The following is a 16,504-nucleotide window of genomic DNA, read 5'->3' as shown; positions in this document are numbered from 1 at the left end:
CTCCTCCGATGACCACCGTCGTCTCCACCCCCACCCCGGTCGTGACGGCCCGCCCGGTTCGCCCCGAAGCGGTGCCGCGGTCCGGGCCCGGCCTCCTCGGTGCCCTGCGCACCCTGGCCGCCCGGCGCTTCGCCCTCACCGCCCGGACGCCCCGGGAGATCCTCGTCCCGCTGTCGACGCCCGTGCTCTTCGCCCTGGTGATCGCCCCGGCGCTCGACTCGATCGGGCCGTCGGTGCCGGGCATCGACTACATGAGCTACGCCGCCCTCGGCACCGCCGGCCTGCTGATCCCCCTGAACTGCCTGTTCTCCGGGGTCGGGGTGATCGTCGACCGCGACAGCGGCGCCCGGCGCGACCTGCTGGCGGCGCCGATCCCGCGGTCGTTGCTGGTCGCCGGCAACTTCGTCGTCGCCCTGGCCATCACCGGGCTGCAGCTCGGGGTGCTGCTGGTGGCGTCGGTGCTGCGGGGCGCCGAGTACGACGTGACGGTGTCCGGGCTCGGCTGGGTGGTCGGCGCCTCGCTGCTGCTCGCCGTGGCCATGTACGGGGTCGCCGAGGCCGTCGCCAACCGGATGCCGTCGGTGGAGGAGTTCACCGGCGCCCTGCCCGGCCTCGCCATCGTGCCGTGGTTCTTCGCCGGCTCGCTGTTCCCCATCACGGCCCTGCCGGCCGGGCTCACGGCGGTCGCCAAGGTGCTCCCGCTGACCCACACCCTGGCGCTGCTGCGGTACGGCCTGCTCGACGACGGCGGCGCCGGCCTCCACGACATCTGGGGCATGACCAACACCACCGCCATGGCCACCCTCAGCCTCGGGGTCGTGGCCCTGTTCGCCCTGGTGCTCACGACGGTCAGCGTGAGGGTCTTCACCCGCTCCGCCGTGAGCTGACCCCTTGTCGCGAGTCCCCGTCCGCTCCCCGGGCGGGGACTCACCCGCGTCAGGGCTGGGGGAGCATCGCCTGGACGGCCCAGGAGTTGCCGTCGGGGTCGCTGAAGAAGACGAAGCGGCCCCACGGGAAGTCCTGGACCTCGCTCACGTCGACGCCGCGGTCGCTGAGCTCCTGATGGGCCTGCTCGATGTCGGCGACCACCATCTGCATGCCCTTCACCGAGCCGGGCTGGGCGTCGGTGACGCCGGTGCCGATCGTGATCGAGCAGGCCGACCCCGGCGGCGTGAGCTGCACGAAGCGCAGGTCGTCGTTCACCTGGTGGTCGTGGTCGGCGTTGAAGCCGGCCTGCTCCGTGTAGAAGGCCTTGGCCCGGTCGACGTCGGTCACGGGGATGGCGATGAGCTCGATCTTCCAATCCATGGCGTTCGACCTTACGGCTCCCTTTCGGTGTTTCCGTGACGCCTCAGGATGTGCGAACATGTGTTCGTGAACGCCGGGCAGGCCACCATCCTGCACGCCGACCTCGACTCGTTCTACGCGTCGGTGGAGCAGCGGGACCGTCCCCAGTTGCGGGGGCGGCCGGTCGTGGTGGGCGGGGGCGTGGTGCTGGCGGCCAGCTACGAGGCCAAGGCGTTCGGCGTCCGCACGGCGATGGGCGGCCGGCAGGCCCGGCAGCTGTGCCCGCAGGCCGTCGTCGTCGAGCCCCGGTTCTCGGTGTACTCCGAGGCCAGCAAGGCGGTGTTCGGGGTGTTCGACGACACCTCGCCGCTGGTGGAGGGCTTGTCCATCGACGAGGCGTTCCTCGACGTCGCCGGGCTGTGGCGCATCGCCGGCACCCCGCGGGAGATCGCCGTGCGGCTGCGGGCGGAGGTGCAGCGGCGGGTGGGGCTGCCGATCACCGTGGGTGTGGCCCGCACGAAGTTCCTCGCCAAGGTGGCCAGTGCGGTCGCCAAGCCCGACGGGCTGCTGGTTGTGCCGCCGGAGGGGGAGCTGGCGTTCCTGCACCCGTTGCCGGTGCGCCGGCTGTGGGGTGTCGGGCCGGTGACCGCCGACAAGCTGCAGGCCCGGGGCGTCCACACCGTGGGCGAGGTGGCCGAGCTGCCCGAGTCGGCGCTCGTGGCGATGCTGGGGCCGGCCGGCGGTCGGCACCTCCACGCCCTGGCCCACAACCGCGACCCCCGGCCGGTGGTGGTGGGGCGGCGGCGTCGCTCGATGGGGGCGCAGCGGGCGCTGGGCAGTCGGCCCAAGGCGGCGGGGCTGGTCGACGAGTCGCTGGTGGCGCTGGTCGACCGGGTGTGCCGGCGCCTGCGGGCGGCCCAGCGGGTGGGGCGCACGGTGGTCCTGCGTCTCCGCTTCGACGATTTCACCCGGGCCACCCGGTCGCACACGCTCGACCGGGCCACCGCCCACACCGGCACCGTGCTGGGAGTGGCGCGCGACCTGATGGCCAAGGCCCAGCCGCTGGTCCGCCGGCAGGGCATCACGCTGGTGGGCGTGGCGGTCGGCAACCTGTCCGACGCCTCCGCCGTGCAGCTGGTGCTGCCGTTCCGCCGGGGCAGCGGCGGCGCCCTCGACGCCACCCTCGACGACGTCCGCACCCGCTTCGGCTCTACCGCCATCACCCGCGCGGTGCTCCTGGGCCACGACCCCGACCTCACGGTCCCCCTGCTCCCCGATCGATAGTGCTGAGGAGGCCGAAGATGTCAGCCGTAGAGGGTGGGTTGTTGCTGCGACCAGCGGGCGACGAAGGTGTCGAGGTCGAAGTCCTCGTCGATCAGCCAGAGGAACGTGGCGCCGCGGAGGGTGGCGACCCAGTCGAGGGCGGCGGTCTCCGGGTCGACGTCGGGGCGGACGGTGCCGGCGGCCTGGCCCTCGCTCAGCCTCGCAGCGATCGACGCCAGCAGTGCCTGGTTCACCGCCGCCACCCGTTCCCGCAGCACCGCCATCGGTCCGGTGGCCTCGAACTGCAGCACGAACAGGGCGCGGGCCTCCACGGGCCGGTCGCGCAGGCGGTCGCGGAACGCCTCCAGAGCGATGGACAGCAGCTCGGGGCCCGTGTGGCCCTCGAGCAGCGGGGCGATCTCGAGGTGCCAGCGGTCGACCAGCCGCTCGAACAGGGCGTCGAGCAAGGCTTCGGCCGAACCGAAGCGCTCCCGCACCATCGCCCGGCTGTAGCCGGCGCGGGTGCCGATGTCGGCCTGGGTGGTGGCGGCGAAGCCCTGGGCGGCGATCAGTTCGATGGCGGCGTCGAGCAGGCGGCTGGCCGAGGCCGACGAACGTTCCCGTTGGGTGCGCCGGACCCTCGATGCGGGCGGGAACGTCGTCACGCCGGAAGGTCGTCCGCTCGGGCCACCGGGAAGTACCGATGCTGGTGTGCGCCTGTCAGCTCGATGATCGCCGTCCCCTCCCGGCCGTCGTCCGTCCGCACCCGGACCTGGTTCAGCCCGCCTCCGAGGGGACCGTAGCGCTGCGCCCAGCGCCCGTCAGCCTCCCCGCCGATGATGTCACCCCCTGCCAACGTCAGCACGAATGCAAGGCCTCCGCATCGACGTCGAGGGCGTGGCAACCGTGGCGGTTGCCCATGGTGGTGAACATCTCGTCGCCCCGGGCGGTGCGCTCCACCAGCGCCGACGCGACGATCGCCATGATCAGGCCGCCGAAGGCGTAGCGGCGGTAGCCGGTCCAGCAGTCGTCGAAGCTCAGGTCGACGTGCAGAGCTGCGAGCCGGCGGTGGTAGCTGGCGACCAGGGCGCGCTCGTGGTCCTGCCGGACCGCGATCGGCAGGCTGGCGCCGAGGAAGTAGGCCAGGTCGGCGAGCCCCGGTCCGTGCACCACGGTCTGCCAGTCGACCACTGCCACCCGTCCGTCGTCGCCGCCGAACAGCAGGTTGTCGACCCGGAAGTCGCCGTGGGCCACGCTCCACGGCTCCGGCTGGTTGGCGACGTAGGCGGCGATCCGGGGCACGAACCGCTCGACCAGGGCGACGACCTCGGGCTCGAGGCCGTCGGCGTAGCGGTCGAGGAAGCCGCCGGAGAACGCGCCCACCAGCCCGGCCATCCGCTCGGGGGTGTCGGGTGCGATGCGGTGCAGCCAGGGCAGCCCGGTCAGGCGGGCGTCGCCCCAGCGAGGGGCGTGGAGGAGCGTCATCTCGGCCAGCGCCAGCTCGGCCTCGTCGAGGCTGCAGCCGGCCATCTGGTCGCCCTGCCGGGCCGGGGCGAGGTCCTCCAGCACCACCGTGTAGGTGTTGCCCGGCGGGTCGTAGGCCGACAGGTAGCAGCGGGGCGTGCGGACCGGCAGCGTCGGGGCGAGCTCACGGTAGAACGCGGCCTCGATCTCGTAGGTGCGGGCGATGAGGGCCGCGGCCCGGCTGGCCTCGGCGGCGGCGGTGACCTTGGCGACCAGGTTGGGAGGTCCGGCGCCGGGCGGGTCGTAGCCGAGGCGCAGTCGCAGCGTGTCGGACACCTGGCCGGTGCCGACCGGGCTGGTGGTGCACTCCGTGACGCGGGCGCCGTCGAGGTGGTCGGCCAGTGCGGCGGTGCACCACGCCGCGGTCACGTCGGTGGTCGCGCCGAGCGCGAGCTCGGCCTGCGTCTCGGACACCGGTTCCCCCCGTCGTCACATACTTGCGTCGAGGCAAGTTAGCTCTCTGGGTAGGGTCCCGCACCGTGCCGAACGTCCCGTTGCACATCGCCGTCGACGATCCGACCGTGGTCGAGGGCCTCGCCCTGATCCGTCAGCAGCAGAAGGTGCCGGGGCCGCACCCGCCCGAGGTGGCCGCCGAGGCCGAGGCGGCGGCGCCGAGGGTGCTGGGCGGGCTCGACGGCGACATCGGCGACGGCCGGCGGCGTGATGCCCGCGACCTGCCGTTCGTCACGATCGACCCGCCGGGCAGCCGCGACCTCGACCAGGCCCTGCACATCGAAGCCCACGGCCCCGGTTGGCGGGTCCACTACGCCATCGCCGACGTGGCCGCCTTCGTCGAGCCCGGCGGGGCCCTCGACGCCGCCTGCTGGGACCGCGGTCTCACCTTCTACCTGCCCGACGGCCGCGCCCCGTTGCACCCGCCCGCCCTCGGCGAGGGCGCCGCCAGCCTCCTGCCCGACGAGGACCGCCCGGCGGTGCTGTGGACCGTCGACCTCGACGCCGACGGCGCCGTCGAGTCGGCGACCGTGGAGCGGGCCGTCGTCCGCAGCCGCGCCCAGCTCACCTACGAGCAGGTCCAGCACGCCGTCGACCAGGGCCACGCGGAGCAGACGCTGGTGCTGCTGCGGGAGGTCGGCCAGGTGCGGATGCGGCAGGAGGTGGCCCGGGGCGGGGTCAGCCTCGACCTGCCCGCCCAGCAGGTGGAGGCCGACGACGGTGGCTACCGCATCGACTTCGAGACGACGCTGCCGTCGATGGGGTGGAACGCCCAGGTGTCGTTGCTCACCGGGATGGTGGCGGCCGAGCGGATGGCCGCGGCCGGCGTGGGGCTGCTGCGCACCATGCCGCCGGCGGGCAAGAAGGTGCTGGCCCAGGTGCGCCGCACCGCCCGGGCGCTGCACGTCGGCTGGCCCGAGGGCGCCACCTACGCCGACCTCGTGCGCAGCCTGAGGAGCGAGATCCCCGACGAGGCCGCCCTGCTGGCGCTGGCCGCGCGGGGCCTGCGGGGCGCCGGCTACCTGGCGCTCCCGGCCGCCGCTGCGTCCGGGCCCGACATGGAGCACGGTGCCGTCGCCGCGCAGTACGCCCACGTCACCGCTCCGCTGCGCCGGCTGGGCGACCGCTACGCCATCGAGGTGTGCCTGGCGCTGGAAGCGGGCGACACCCCGCCGGCCTGGGCGACCGAGCGCCTACCCGACCTGCCGCACGCCCTGCAGTCCACCGGCAGCCGGGAGTCGGGCGCCGCCCGCGCCGCCGTCGACCTGGTGGAGGCGCTGGTGCTACGGCCCATGGTGGGTCGGACCATCCGGGTGTCGGTGGTGGCCGCCGACGACGAGGGCTCGACCGTCGTGTGCCGCGACCCCGCCATCCAGTCGCGCATCGCCGGCCACACCCTCGGCCTCGGCGACGAGGTGACGGTCCGGATCGCGTCCGCCGACCCCGTCCAACGCCAGATCGTGCTCGAGCCCACCTGAAGGGGCGGCCCGAGCACGACCGGGCGTCGGAGTCGGAGCTAGGGCTGGGAGGACATCGTCACGCGGGCGTGGGTGACGGACCGCTGCCGGGCGGGAACTTCGTGGCGTCGTGGACGTCGAGCAGCGGCTCCTTGACGCCGTCGCCGGAGTCGTCGGTCCAGTCGAAGTTGCCGGCGCTGGTGATCTGCCCCCGGATGGCGAGCGCCTGGGTGCGGTTCACCGGGTCCCGCGTGCCGCTGGTGAGCACCGCGGCGGCGCCGGCCACGTGCGGGGCGGCCATCGACGTGCCGCTGATGGTGTTGTAGGCGCCGTTGTTCCAGGTGGAGAGGATGCAGACGCCCGGCGCCGCCACCTCCACGACGGTCCCGAAGTTGGAGAAGTCGGCGAGCACGTCGTCGGTGCTGGCAGGCCGGCACGACGGGGTCGGGCCCAGGCCGCCGGGCTCGCCGTCGGAGTCGGCCAGCGCGGAGACGGTGATGACGTCCGGGTGGTTGGCGGGGGAGAAGCCGGAGGCGTTGGCCGCGTTGTTGCCGGCGGCCACCGCGTAGACCACGCCGGCGTCGACCGAGCGGGTGATGGCCTGCGCCAGCGGCGTGTTGGTGCCCGGCCCGCCGAGGCTCATGTTGGCCACCTCGATGGTGCCGGCCCGGGCGGTCACGTAGTCGACACCGGCCACGATCGCCGAGTTGGGGCACGAGCCGCTGGCCGTGCACACCTTCACCGAGTGGATGCGGGCGCCCGGGGCGACGCCGACCACGCCGGTGCCGTTGTCGAGGGCACCGATCGTGCCGGCCACGTGGGTGCCGTGGCCGTTGTCGTCGTTGCCGGTGCCGGTCTGGCACACCCCGGTGGTGCAGTTGGCCCGGGACACGACGTTGAGGTCGGTGTGGGCCATCACGCCCGAGTCGATGACGGCCACGTCGACGTCGATGCGCACGTCGTCCTGGCCGTCGATGTCGAGGTTCGGGTTGTCGTCGGCGAAGCTGCGCCGCACCCCGGTGGGCGTGGTCTGCGGCGTCTGCGACAGCTGGAGGATCCGGTCCTTCTCCACGTGGGCGACGTTGGCGTCGGTGCTCAGCCGCGCCGCCTCCGCGGCGGTCATGTCGGCCGTGTAGCCCTTGAGGGCGTGCGAGTAGACGCCGGCGACCTCGGCGCCGTAGCGCCGGTGGTGCCCGATCGACGTGGCCGTCGGCGACGAGACCGACGACTTCAGGATCACGATGTAGGTGGCCTCCGTGTCCGCCGCGGCCGACGTCGGGTCGGCGCCCGCCGTCAGCGTCGACGCCACGAGGGCGATGGCTGCGAGTACGAGCGCCGTGGGCGCGCGCGTAACTGACCAGCGAGTGCTGCCCATGGGGGTCCCCCTTCGTGGTCGTCCCCATCCTGTCCGTGCCGGAGGCCACCTACCCGGTCACATCAGACGCACACCTAGGAGTTCCCTAAGAATTCTGACCGGATCCTGTCGGGACGACCATGACGATGGCTCCCATGCGGGCCAGCGCCGCCTCGCCTTCGGTGCGGGCCGCGCCGCCGGCGAACACCCGGGTCCGGGCGGCCTGGTAGTGGCAATCAGCCGCGTCGAGGGCCTCGGCCAAGTCGAGGAGGCCCTTCTCGCTCGGTTCGCTCGGGTCACCCGCCTCGGCGAGGAGCGCCGCCCGGTCGACCAGGGCGCGGGCGATGGGGTTCGCCGTGGTCGCCAGCCGCGCCCGCTCCAGCCGCTCGGGCGCCTCGGGGTGGCCGCCCAGCACCGCGGCCTCCGCCCACAGCCCGGCGTACCACTGGCGCAGGCGGCCCGCGTGCCACGTGCGGAACGACTCGGGCCCGTCGGCCAGCACCGCCAGCGCTCCCTCGGCGTCGCCGCGGTGCAGCAGCACCACGGCGTCGAACGCCGGGTTCGCCCGCATGTCGGAGCCGTAGCGGGCCACCAGCGCCGCCCGCAGGTCCCGCACGATGGACTGCCAATCGTCGTAGGCCTCGTCGTCGCCCTGGAGGCCGTGCACCATGGCCGCGGCGCTCGCGCCCATGGCCAGGTTCGACGTGGGTGGTCGCCCGGCCCGGAGCCACTCGTCGCGGAAGCGGCGCCCCAACGAGTGCACCAGCTCCCAGTTGCCGGCGAGCGCCTCGACCACCATCAGCCGGGGCGTCGCCAGGTGCCCCTCGCCGTGGTAGAGCGGCAGGGCGAGGATCCGCTCGCCGAAGTCGCGGGCGGCGCGCAGGTCGCCGGTGGCGATGCTGCACTCGTTGGCCATCTGCAGGGCGTCGGGCAGCTCGAAGCCGGTCGCGGCGCTGGTCGGCATGGTCAGCAGCATCTCGGTGCGGCGGCGGGCGGTCGCCGCCGCCTCGTAGGCGTTGCCGATGGCCAGCTGGACCGACGTGAGCGCGTCGAGCGCCGCGCTCTCCACCTCCACGGCGCCCAGCCGGCGCCCCAGATCGACGGCGCGCTCGGCCAGGAGCACCGTGACGGGGTCGCGCTCCTCCTGCCGGAACGCCTCGGCGATGAGCAGCACGGCGTCGAGGCGGGTGCTGGGCTGGGCCAGCGAGACGGCGAGCGCATGGGCCCGGGTCAGCAGCGCGTCGATCTCCTCGTCGGACGGGACGTGCGACAGCGTGCCCGGGCAGCGTTGGATCAACATCGCCGCGTGGGCGAGGGACTCGGCCGCCAGCTCCTTGTCGCCGGCCCGCAGGGCGATCTCCGCGGCCTCGTGGGTGAGGCGGAGGGACTCGTCGCCCAGGTGCCGGCTCTGGGCCGCGCTGGCGGCCCGGCGCAGCTCGACCGCCCGCGCCACGTCGTCGGCGGCCAGGTCGGCGGCCTGCAGGTAGCGGCGCTGGGCCTCGCTGGTGAGGCCGCGGGCGAACGTCAGGTCGCCGAGCGTCGTGGCCAGCTGGTGGGCGTCGGCTCGACAGGCGGCGTCGGTGGCGGCCCAGCCGAGCGCGGCCCGCAGGTCGTCGGCGGTGCGGTCGAAGTCGTCGACCCAGTCGACCGGTGGGATCGCCGAGCCGTGGGTGGCGACGGGGTCGTGGAGGCGCCGGGCGGCGTCGCACGACCAGAGCAGGTGGCGGCGGCGGACCTCCGCCAGCTCGCCGGCCTCGTCCATCACCGCGCCGCCGTACTGGCGGATGGTCTCGAGCGCCCGGTAGCGGGTGCCGCTGCCGGCGCCGCGGCCCGGGTTGCCCGGCACGACCACGAGCAGGCTCTGGTCGGCGAGCAGGGCCAGCGAGCGGGCCACGTCGCCCGCCGCGATCGCGGCGAACCCGACGACCTGGGCGGCGTCGTCGGCCCGGAACGGTGCGGCGAACATCGACACCCGGCGCAGCACCGCCTGGTCGGACGGCTCGAGCAGGGCGTAGCTCCAGTCGATGGCGGCCCGCAGCGAACTGTGCCGGTCGTCGACCCGGGCCCGCCCGGCGAGCAGGTCGAGGCGGTCGGCCAGGCCCGCCTCCAGGCCGTCGAGGCCCAGCGTGGGCAGGCGGGCGGCGGCCAGCTCGATGGCCAGCGCCATGCCGTCGAGCTGGGCGCAGATGGCGGCGACGCGAGGCAGGTCGTCGTCGGCGAGCGGCGGGTTGCCCACCGCCTCGGCCCGCTCGACGAAGAGGGCGACGGCGTCGGCGCTGCCGTCGTCGGCCGACAGCGACAGCCCCGCCACCGGGAACACCCGCTCGAACGGCACCAGCAGCCGGGCCTGGCTGGTGGCCAGGACCGACGACCGGGGGCTCGCCGCCAGCAGCCGCTCGACGAACACCACGACGCTGTCGGCCAGGTGCTCGCAGTTGTCGAGCACCAGCAGGACGTGGGCCGACGCCAGGTGGGTGAGCACGGTGTCCTCGATCGAGCGGCCCGACTGCTCGCCCAGGCCGAGCACGGCGGCCACGGCACCGGCGATCATGGCCGGGTCGGTGACCGGCACCAGGTCGACGTACCAGACGCCGTCGTCGAACCGGCCGGCCAGGTCGGCGGCGACGGCCAGCGCCAGCCGGGTCTTGCCGATGCCGCCGGGGCCGACCGCGGTCACCAGCCGCTGGCCGTCGAGGGCCTCGGCGAGGGCGGCGCGCTCGGCCTCGCGGCCGACGAACGACGTGAGCGGCGCCGGCAGGGTGGGCCGGGCGAGGCTCCGGACGGGCGACACGACGGCGCGGTCACGGCTGATGTCCTCGGCGAAGTGGGACAGGGCCTTGCGGTCGGCGACGCCCAGCTTCCGCAGCAGCGACGACACGTGGCTCTCGACCGTCCGGACCGAGATGAAGAGGCGCGCGCTGATCTCGGCGTTGGTCAGGTGCTCCCCGAGCAGGGCGAGCACCTCGGCCTCCCGGTCCGAGACGCCGGACCCCGCGAGCGTCGGCGTCTCCATGGTCACGCAGTGATTCTGCCGGGTTCGGTGGTCCATCCGTGGTCGGTCCGTGGTCCGTACGTGGTGGATCCGTGCTGGGCACGGATGTGCCGGAAGCCGGTTCGTCGGATGCTGGTCTCACCAGGAAGCACCGAGCACAGGAGCCGAAGATGCACTCCACCAGCACCCGCAACGCCCTCGCCGACCAGCGCCGCAACACCTTGATGGCCGATGCCGCCAACCTCCGCCTCGAGCGGAGCGTGCGGGCCTCGAAGCCCAGCCGCACCAGCCGGATCGCCTCGCTCGGCGGCGCCGTCCGCAAGCTGACCACCCGTCGCCTGGCCTCGGTCGCCACCCCGTCGCCCTGCCCCGAGGTGACCGGCGTCCTGGCGGACTGCTGATGGGGGTCGCGCACGACCGACACGACCAACCCGACCAACCCGACCGAACCCGTGGACCGACGCCCGGCACTCCGCCCGGCGTCGTTCCGCGTCAGGGCACCGTCGGGCGGTGGCCCCCGTCAGCTCCGAAAACCGTCTGCGCAATGAAAGGTTGCGTTAGTGGGGCGTGCCCGATAGGTTGACGTGCAACCACAGGTTGCGTCGAGGCCAGGAGGGTCACATGGAGTACGGAAGCATCGAGCGGGAGCTTCGCATCGACGCCACCCCCGAGGTGGTCTTCGAGGTGATCAGCTCTCCCGAGCACCTGCGCGAGTGGTGGCCCGACGGCGCCGAGCTCGACCCGGTCCCCGGCGCCACTGGCGCGATCACGTTCGGCGACCCGACGGCACCCGACGCGACGATCGTGCCGCTCACCGTCTTGGAGGCTGACCCGCCCCGCCGGTTCGCGTTCCGCTGGGCGTACGACGAGGGCGCGGCCGCCGAGACGAACTCGTTCCTGGTGACCTTGGACCTCGTTCCGTCCGGCGACGGCACGCTGCTGCGCTTCAAGGAGACCGGCTTCCGCGAGCGCGGGTGGGAGGCGGCCGTGCTGGAGGAGGCCTACCTCGACCACGTCCGCGGCTGGGACCACTTCCTCCCGCGCCTCGTCACGTATGCCAACCGGCTGGTCGCACGGCCGTGAGCACCGCGATCGACGACGACCTCTGGTCCGCGGTCGGCGACCCGACCCGCCGACGGATGCTCGACCTGCTCCTCGCCGACGGAGGCGGTACGGCGACCACGCTCAGCGAGCGGCTGCCCGTCACCCGGCAGGCGGTCGCCAAGCACCTCGGTGTGCTGGACCGCGTCGGCCTGGTGCACGTGACGCCGGCGGGGCGCGAGCGCCGCTACGAGGTGGACGAGGCCCAGGTCGCCCGGGCGGTCGCCCAGCTGTCCGCGGTCGGCGCGACCTGGGACGCCCGGCTGCAGCGGATCAAGCGGATCGCCGAGCGGATCCAGCGCAGCAAGCCGGGCTGACCCCACCTGCACACCCACAGTTCGCCGCCACATGAGCACAGCAAGCAGGATCCGTGGTGACCGGCGGCCGGGCGGGCCGAGTGGTTCCGGGCCGGGCGACCACCTGCATCAGCGGTCCGCGATCGCGCTCCCGTCGAGCCACCAACGGAGCCCCTCGTCGGCGACCGCGGGAGGGATGGTGTGGCCGCCGTCGAACTCGGTGAACTGCACCTCGTAGCCGGCCTCCCGCAGCGGCGGGACGAGCCGGCGGCTGCAGGCGTCGATCGGGAGGATCGGATCAGCGGTGCCGTGCGACACGAACACCCGCGGCCGGCCCACCGCGCTGGGCACGGCCAGGAACCCCGGCGAGAAGGCGATCACCGTGGAGAACACGTCGCCGTTGGCCAGGCCGAGCGACAGGGCGTAGGAGGCGCCGTCGGACACCCCGCCGATGGCCAGCCGGCCCTCGACGTCGGCGTCGACCCGGTCGACCACCTCGTCGAGCACCCGGTCGAGGAAGGCGACGTCGGGCCCGAAACCCTGCTGCTCGATGAGGTCCCAGGAGGACCCGCCCCGCGAGTCCGGGGCGACGAGGATCACGCCGTAGCGGTCGGCGGCCGCCAGCACCGCCCGCAGGTGGGCCCGGCCGGAGCCGGTGGCGCCGTGGAGGAACACCAGCAGGGGAGCGCCGGGCTCGGCGGTGTCGGGGACGTAGAGGACGCCGTCCCGGGGTGCGTCGAGGCCGAGCGGCTCGTCGATGCCCGGCTCGAAGTCGCCGGTGCTCTTCCGCACCACGAAGGTCAGCCGAGCGTCGTCGTACACGCCCGGAACCCTACGGTGATGGCGTGCCGGAGCTCTTGGTGCCCTTCCTCGGGATGGTCGCCGTCCTCACCGTGACGCCCGGGCCCGACATGCTGCTGGTGCTGCGCAACGGGCTGCGAGGTGGCCCGCAGGTGGCCTGGTTCACCGGGTTGGGCTGCTGCCTCGGCATCGCCGGCCACGCCACGGCCGCGGTGCTGGGCCTGTCCGCCGTGTTGGCGGCGTCGGCCGGCGCCTACATGGTGGTGAAGACCATCGGCGCCCTCTACCTCGCCTACCTGGGCCTCAAGCTGCTGCGCAGTGCCTTCCGGCCCGACCCCGACGAGGCCGAGGCCGACGACATGCGGGCTCCCGTCGCGGCCACGGCCGCGGCCACGACCACCAGCGGCGAGGCGTTCCGGCAGGGGCTCCTCACCAACCTGCTGAACCCCAAGATCGCCCTGCTGTTCCTCACGCTGCTACCGCAGTTCGTCGGCAGCGACGAGCCCCGCCTGCGGACCACAGCCACCCTGGCCGTCGTGTTCCTCGCCATCGCCGTGTGCTGGTGGCGGGCGTTCTCCCTCCTGCTCGGCCCGGTCGCCCGCTTGCTCCGCCGCCCCCGGACGCGGCAGCGTCTCGACGCCGTCGCCGGCACGCTGCTCGTCGGCATCGGCGTGAAGGTCGCCCTCGAACGGGCGTGAACCGACCAGGGGGAACCGCATGGATCGCAACGAACTGCTCGGCCGCTTCGACCTGACCGACCGGGTGGCGATCGTGACCGGCGGCAGCCGCGGGATCGGGCGGGCGGTCGCCGAGGGCTTCGCCGCGGTGGGCGCCAAGGTGGTGATCGCCAGCCGCAAGGCCGACGCCTGCGACCGGGCCGTCGCCGACATCGAGGCCGCTGGCGGCACCGCGCTGGCCGTCCCCACCCACGTCGGCGACCTCGACCAGCTCGCTGCCCTGGTGGAGCGCACCGTCGAGGCGTTCGGCGGCGTCGACATCGTGTTCAACAACGCCGCCAACGCCCTCGCCCTCCCGTACGGGTCGATCACGCCCGAGGCGTGGCAGAAGTCGTTCGACGCCAACCTGCGGGCGCCCGTGTTCCTGGTGCAGCAGGCCCTGCCCCACCTGCGCAAGAGCGACCACGCCGCCGTCGTCAACGTGATCACCGCCGGGGCCTTCACCCAGGGCGGGTTCATGGCGATCTACGTGGCCGCCAAGACCGCGCTGCTGAGCGTCACCCGGTCGATGGCCCACGAGTTCGCCGGCGACGGCATCCGGGTCAACGCGCTGGCACCCGGCACGACCGACACCGACATGGTCCGCAACACCACGCCCGAGATGCAGAAGGTGATGGTCGCCGGCCAGCTCATCGACCGCATGGCCCGCGCCGACGAGATGGCGCCGGCCGCCCTGTTCCTGGCCAGCGACGCCGCCAGCTTCATGACCGGCCACGTGCTCGTGGTCGACGGCGGCCTGACCGTCAACTGAGGGAGTGCTGGGGCCCTTCTGAAATTGCGTCGATCTGCCCGCTATGTGCGGGTTTTCGGACGCAATTTCAGACGACGGGGGAGTTGCCGCCCGACGCCCGTTCGGCGGCCTCCCGCAGCTCGTCGCGGAACGACGGGTGGGCGATGGCGGCCAGGGCCTGGCCCCGCCGGTGGGCGGTCTTGCCCTGCAGCTCGGCCACGCCGTACTCGGTGACGATGGTGTCGACCTGGTGCCGCGGCGTCGTGACCACGGTGCCGGCCGCGAACCACGGGACGATCCGCGACCGCAGCTCGCCCCCGACGGTGATCGTCGACGGCAGCACCAGCACCGACCGGGCGTCGAACGACAGCGCCGGCCCCGACACGAAGTCCTCGTGGCCACCGATGCCGGAGTACTGCCGCCCGTTGATGGTGTCGGCCACCACCTGGCCGTGGATGTCGATCGAGATGGCGCCGTTGATGGTGACCGTCGAGCGGTTCCGGCCGATCGCCTCGGGCGAGTTGACCACCGACACGGGCAGGAAGGCCACCTCCCGGTTGTCGTCGAGCCAGTCGTAGAGCTCCTGCGAGCCGCCCGCGAACGTCGCCACCGACACGCCGTCGAACTGGCCCTTGCGGTTGGTCACCTTGCCGGCCAGGTGCAGGTTCATGAGGCCGGTGGTGAACATCTCGGAGTGGATGCCGTAGTCGCCGCCGTCGCCCTTCGCCAGCAGCGTGACGATCTCCGACGGGATGGCGCCGATGCCGGTCTGCAGCGTGGCCCCGTCGGGGATCAGCGGGACGACGTTGGCGGCGATGGCCCCGTCGACGTCGTCGTGCGGCGTCTCCGGCAGCGGGAGGGGCGCGGCGTCGCTGCGGACCAGCACGTCGATCTCGTCGACGTGGACGGCGTGGCGGTGCTCGGGCGGGAGGCCGAAGGTGCGGGGGAAGCCCTCGCTGACCTCCACCACCAGCAGCCGGTCGGGGTCGGCGCCGGCCGCGTGCAGGTCGTCGACCGTGTGGCCGGCGTGGAGCGACAGGCTGCACCAGCCGTCGGCGTCGGGCGGCGCCGCGGCGGTGGCGACCACCCGGGGCCGCAGGTCGTGGAGCATGCGGGTGAAGCGCCGGTAGTCGGCGGGGGCGAAGCCGATGTTGGCGCCGCTGTCACGCAGGATGCGGTCGAGCGGACCGAAGAACGAGCTGAGGTAGTGGACGTTCGGGTGGTTGAACAGCTCGGTGAACACCGCCAGGAAGGCGCCGGACACCCGCAGCTCCTCCCAGTCGGTGCGGGCGCCCAACGCCTGCAGGAACGCCGGCGGCTGCCCCGGCCCGAGCCCCAACCCCAGCGTGTCGGTCGGCCGGAGCCGGCTGGCAGCATCCTCGGGCGTCACGTTCCCAGTCACGCCCGACGTTCTATCGGGATTCCCACTCTTCCCGGGTCATGCGCCAGCGGCACTCGACGCCCGTCTCGGCGGGCGCCTCGGGCGGTTCGGGCACCTCGGCGACCAGCTTGTAGCCGAGCTTCTCGGGGATCCGGCGGCTGGCGGCGTTGGCCTTGTCGTGGTGGATCTCGACGCGCACGATCCCCGGCAGGCCCAGCGCCACGGTGGTCAGCGCCCTCGTGGTGGACGTCGCCACACCCCGACCGGTCCACGCCGGGTGCACCCAGTAGCCGATCTCCATGCCGCCATGGCCGATGCGGGGGTGCAGCCCGGTGCCGCCCACGGGCTTGCCGCCGGCGAACATCCCGTACACGTACGACTCGCCGGTGGCCCACTGGCGACAGAACTCGGCGACCAGCTGCGTGCGGTCGGCCAGCGAGAGGGGTTCGGCGGCGGCCCACGGCATCCACGGCCGCAGGTGCTCGACGCTCTCGGCGATCGCCCGCGCCATGGCCCCGACGTCGTCCGGCCGCCACGGCCGCAGCGTCACGAGCCCCGTGTCGACCACCTCGGGGAGCTCGGGAGGTGCGGGCGACGTGGTCAGCGGCAGGGCCATGGCTCCATGGTCGCCGCCCCGCCCCGCTGCCCGCACCCGAGTTTCGGGAGAGGCGCTACGTCGTCACATCGCAGGTGAAGGTGCCGTACAGCCTCTGCTGGCCCAGCGTGGTCTCCTCCAAGTGGTTGTCGAGCGTGCACGACCCGGTGGCGCCCGCGAAGCGGCCCGACCCGTCGGTGATGTCGAGGTCGAACGGTGCACCGGTGGTCGGCAGCGGCACCCCGTCCTGGACGTTGGTGCCGCTCAGCGTGGCCCCGTCGGGCAGCGTGAACGTGAAGGTGCCCGTGGCCGACCAGATGTTCCCGACGACCTGGGCGCACTGGTCGTGCTGGAACTGCCAGGTCGATCCGTCGGTGAGCGTGAAGGTGGCCTCGTCGTCGTGGTCGAGGTCGCACGGGCCCTCGGAGCTGAGCGTGTAGCGGTCGGACCCTTCGTAGGTGCCGGCGAAGAGCAGCGGTTCGGTGCCGGCAGGAGCGGCCGAAGCGTCGCCTGCCTGGGGGGTATCGGTCGTG

General features: G+C 73.6%; 17 protein-coding genes. 8 read left to right on the top strand and 9 right to left on the bottom strand.

Annotation, left to right across the window (positions count from 1 at the left end; translation table 11 throughout):
- The first annotated feature begins 8 nt into the window (after positions 1–8).
- Entirely contained in the window at positions 9–887 is an 879-nt protein-coding gene (locus VK611_09415) for an ABC transporter permease (protein ID HMG41537.1), read from the top strand.
- A 49-nt stretch (positions 888–936) separates the two neighbouring features.
- Here VK611_09415 and VK611_09410 read toward each other — a convergent pair whose 3' ends face one another.
- Positions 937–1,308 (bottom strand): glyoxalase superfamily protein, encoded by a 372-nt coding sequence (locus tag VK611_09410; protein ID HMG41536.1) that lies wholly within the window; start codon positions 1,306–1,308, stop codon positions 937–939.
- A gap of 66 nt (positions 1,309–1,374) precedes the next feature.
- Between VK611_09410 and dinB the strand changes: the two genes are divergently transcribed.
- Positions 1,375–2,571 carry a DNA polymerase IV gene (dinB, locus tag VK611_09405; GenBank protein HMG41535.1) on the top strand — a complete coding sequence of 399 codons (1,197 nt, stop codon included), beginning with the start codon at positions 1,375–1,377 and terminating at the stop codon, positions 2,569–2,571.
- Positions 2,572–2,591: 20 nt separating this feature from the next.
- Here dinB and VK611_09400 read toward each other — a convergent pair whose 3' ends face one another.
- Both VK611_09400 and VK611_09395 read right to left on the bottom strand, forming a co-directional pair.
- On the bottom strand, positions 2,592–3,215 hold the full coding sequence (locus tag VK611_09400) for a TetR/AcrR family transcriptional regulator (GenBank protein HMG41534.1): 624 nt from the start codon (positions 3,213–3,215) through the stop codon (positions 2,592–2,594).
- A 193-nt stretch (positions 3,216–3,408) separates the two neighbouring features.
- On the bottom strand, positions 3,409–4,488 hold the full coding sequence (locus tag VK611_09395; GenBank protein HMG41533.1) for a phosphotransferase: 1,080 nt from the start codon (positions 4,486–4,488) through the stop codon (positions 3,409–3,411).
- A gap of 65 nt (positions 4,489–4,553) precedes the next feature.
- On the opposite strand from VK611_09395, the gene VK611_09390 reads away from it, so the two are divergent.
- Positions 4,554–6,005: an RNB domain-containing ribonuclease gene (locus VK611_09390; protein HMG41532.1), complete on the top strand. Its 1,452-nt coding sequence runs from the start codon at positions 4,554–4,556 to the stop codon at positions 6,003–6,005.
- Between the two features lie 58 nt (positions 6,006–6,063).
- Here VK611_09390 and VK611_09385 read toward each other — a convergent pair whose 3' ends face one another.
- Both VK611_09385 and VK611_09380 read right to left on the bottom strand, forming a co-directional pair.
- Positions 6,064–7,359 carry a S8 family serine peptidase gene (locus VK611_09385; GenBank protein HMG41531.1) on the bottom strand — a complete coding sequence of 432 codons (1,296 nt, stop codon included), beginning with the start codon at positions 7,357–7,359 and terminating at the stop codon, positions 6,064–6,066.
- A gap of 85 nt (positions 7,360–7,444) precedes the next feature.
- On the bottom strand, positions 7,445–10,351 hold the full coding sequence (locus VK611_09380) for a LuxR C-terminal-related transcriptional regulator (protein HMG41530.1): 2,907 nt from the start codon (positions 10,349–10,351) through the stop codon (positions 7,445–7,447).
- Between the two features lie 149 nt (positions 10,352–10,500).
- Here VK611_09380 and VK611_09375 point away from each other — a divergent pair, with 149 nt between their 5' ends.
- The 3 genes from VK611_09375 (at position 10,501) to VK611_09365 (ending at position 11,748) form a co-directional block, all read left to right on the top strand.
- The gene (locus VK611_09375) at positions 10,501–10,731 is read left to right on the top strand and encodes a hypothetical protein (GenBank protein ID HMG41529.1); all 231 of its coding nucleotides are present in this window, start codon (positions 10,501–10,503) and stop codon (positions 10,729–10,731) included.
- Positions 10,732–10,951: 220 nt separating this feature from the next.
- On the top strand, positions 10,952–11,413 hold the full coding sequence (locus VK611_09370) for an SRPBCC domain-containing protein (protein HMG41528.1): 462 nt from the start codon (positions 10,952–10,954) through the stop codon (positions 11,411–11,413).
- Positions 11,410–11,748 carry a metalloregulator ArsR/SmtB family transcription factor gene (locus VK611_09365; protein HMG41527.1) on the top strand — a complete coding sequence of 113 codons (339 nt, stop codon included), beginning with the start codon at positions 11,410–11,412 and terminating at the stop codon, positions 11,746–11,748. The genes VK611_09370 and VK611_09365 overlap by 4 nt, the downstream gene beginning before the upstream one ends.
- 108 nt (positions 11,749–11,856) lie before the next feature.
- On the opposite strand, the gene VK611_09360 is transcribed toward VK611_09365, so the two are convergent.
- Positions 11,857–12,549, bottom strand: coding sequence for an alpha/beta hydrolase-fold protein (locus VK611_09360; protein ID HMG41526.1), 693 nt, complete (start codon positions 12,547–12,549; stop codon positions 11,857–11,859).
- Positions 12,550–12,572: 23 nt separating this feature from the next.
- On the opposite strand from VK611_09360, the gene VK611_09355 reads away from it, so the two are divergent.
- Positions 12,573–13,226, top strand: coding sequence for a LysE family translocator (locus VK611_09355; GenBank protein HMG41525.1), 654 nt, complete (start codon positions 12,573–12,575; stop codon positions 13,224–13,226).
- Positions 13,227–13,245: 19 nt separating this feature from the next.
- Positions 13,246–14,016, top strand: a complete 771-nt coding sequence (locus VK611_09350) for an SDR family oxidoreductase (GenBank protein HMG41524.1) — start codon at positions 13,246–13,248, stop codon at positions 14,014–14,016.
- A gap of 67 nt (positions 14,017–14,083) precedes the next feature.
- On the opposite strand, the gene VK611_09345 is transcribed toward VK611_09350, so the two are convergent.
- The 3 genes from VK611_09345 to VK611_09335 form a co-directional block, all read right to left on the bottom strand.
- Positions 14,084–15,397, bottom strand: a complete 1,314-nt coding sequence (locus VK611_09345; protein ID HMG41523.1) for an acetyl-CoA hydrolase/transferase C-terminal domain-containing protein — start codon at positions 15,395–15,397, stop codon at positions 14,084–14,086.
- 10 nt (positions 15,398–15,407) lie between these two features.
- Positions 15,408–15,992 (bottom strand): GNAT family protein, encoded by a 585-nt coding sequence (locus VK611_09340; protein ID HMG41522.1) that lies wholly within the window; start codon positions 15,990–15,992, stop codon positions 15,408–15,410.
- Between the two features lie 55 nt (positions 15,993–16,047).
- A partial coding sequence (locus tag VK611_09335; protein HMG41521.1) for a hypothetical protein occupies positions 16,048–16,504 on the bottom strand: 457 nt, incomplete at its 5' end.

This window comes from Acidimicrobiales bacterium (assembly GCA_035316325.1).
In the GTDB taxonomy this organism is placed as follows: Bacteria; Actinomycetota; Acidimicrobiia; order Acidimicrobiales; family VFJN01; genus DASXTK01.
This window is presented reverse-complemented; position numbering and strand designations above follow the sequence as displayed.

What these genes read in the sequence shown, in the direction of transcription:
- VK611_09415 (HMG41537.1), top strand. Translation starts at nt 9, where the DNA reads ATGACCACCGTCGTCTCCACCCCCACCCCGGTCGTGACGGCCCGCCCG.
- VK611_09410 (HMG41536.1), bottom strand. Translation starts at nt 1,308, where the DNA reads ATGGATTGGAAGATCGAGCTCATCGCCATCCCCGTGACCGACGTCGAC.
- VK611_09385 (HMG41531.1), bottom strand. Translation starts at nt 7,359, where the DNA reads ATGGGCAGCACTCGCTGGTCAGTTACGCGCGCGCCCACGGCGCTCGTA.
- VK611_09380 (HMG41530.1), bottom strand. Translation starts at nt 10,351, where the DNA reads ATGGAGACGCCGACGCTCGCGGGGTCCGGCGTCTCGGACCGGGAGGCC.
- VK611_09375 (HMG41529.1), top strand. Translation starts at nt 10,501, where the DNA reads ATGCACTCCACCAGCACCCGCAACGCCCTCGCCGACCAGCGCCGCAAC.
- VK611_09370 (HMG41528.1), top strand. Translation starts at nt 10,952, where the DNA reads ATGGAGTACGGAAGCATCGAGCGGGAGCTTCGCATCGACGCCACCCCC.
- VK611_09350 (HMG41524.1), top strand. Translation starts at nt 13,246, where the DNA reads ATGGATCGCAACGAACTGCTCGGCCGCTTCGACCTGACCGACCGGGTG.
- VK611_09340 (HMG41522.1), bottom strand. Translation starts at nt 15,992, where the DNA reads ATGGCCCTGCCGCTGACCACGTCGCCCGCACCTCCCGAGCTCCCCGAG.